Source organism: Jannaschia maritima (assembly GCF_030973515.1).
Taxonomy (GTDB): domain Bacteria; phylum Pseudomonadota; class Alphaproteobacteria; order Rhodobacterales; family Rhodobacteraceae; genus Jannaschia; species Jannaschia maritima.
In genome coordinates this window covers 1-1,154 of record NZ_JARGZA010000041.1, presented here as the reverse complement: position 1 = coordinate 1,154, position 1,154 = coordinate 1, and the positions used below count along the sequence as shown (strand labels likewise).

Annotated in this window: 1 protein-coding gene; it reads left to right on the top strand. The window is 66.4% G+C overall.

Annotated elements, in window-relative coordinates; all coding sequences use genetic code 11:
* Positions 1–1,154 (top strand): elongation factor Tu (gene tuf, locus P0084_RS18470; protein WP_308918366.1); only part of this gene is annotated, 1,154 nt, incomplete at its 3' end.

The following is a 1,154-nucleotide window of genomic DNA, read 5'->3' as shown; positions in this document are numbered from 1 at the left end:
ATGGCGAAGGCGAAGTTCGAGCGTAACAAGCCGCATGTGAACATTGGCACGATTGGTCATGTGGATCACGGCAAGACGACGTTGACGGCGGCGATCACGAAGTATTTCGGGGATTTCAAGGCGTACGATCAGATCGACGGGGCGCCGGAGGAGAAGGCGCGGGGGATCACGATCTCGACGGCGCATGTGGAGTACGAGACGGAGGCGCGGCACTACGCGCATGTGGACTGCCCCGGGCATGCCGACTACGTGAAGAACATGATCACGGGTGCGGCGCAGATGGACGGCGGCATCCTGGTGGTGAACGCGGCCGACGGTCCGATGCCGCAGACGCGCGAGCACATCCTGTTGGCGCGCCAGGTGGGCGTGCCGGCGCTGGTGGTGTTCATGAACAAGGTGGACCAGGTCGACGACGAGGAGCTCTTGGAGCTCGTGGAGATGGAGATCCGCGAGCTTCTGTCGTCCTACGAGTTCCCCGGCGACGACATTCCGATCGTGGCGGGCTCGGCCCTGGCGGCGATGAACGGCGAGAACGAGGCGATCGGCGAGGCGAAGATCCGCGAGCTGATGGCCGCTGTCGACGAGTACATCCCGACGCCCGCGCGGGCGGTGGACCAGCCGTTCCTGATGCCCATCGAGGACGTGTTCTCGATCTCGGGGCGTGGCACGGTGGTGACGGGCCGGGTGGAGCGCGGCGTGATCAACGTGGGCGACGAGATCGAGATCGTGGGCATCCGCGACACGAAGAAGACGACCTGCACGGGCGTGGAGATGTTCCGCAAGCTTCTGGACCGGGGCGAGGCGGGCGACAACATCGGGGCGCTGTTGCGGGGCGTGGACCGCGAGGGCGTGGAGCGGGGGCAGGTCCTGTGCAAGCCCGGGAGCGTGAAGCCGCACACGAAGTTCGAGGCGGAGGCCTACATCCTGACGAAGGAGGAGGGCGGTCGTCACACGCCGTTCTTCGCGAACTACCGTCCGCAGTTCTACTTCCGCACCACGGACGTGACCGGCACGGTGGAGCTGGCGGAGGGCACGGAGATGGTGATGCCGGGCGACAACGTGTCGTTCAAGGTGGAGCTGATCGCGCCCATCGCGATGGAGGACGGCCTGCGCTTCGCCATCCGCGAAGGCGGCCGCACCGTCGGCGCCGGGGT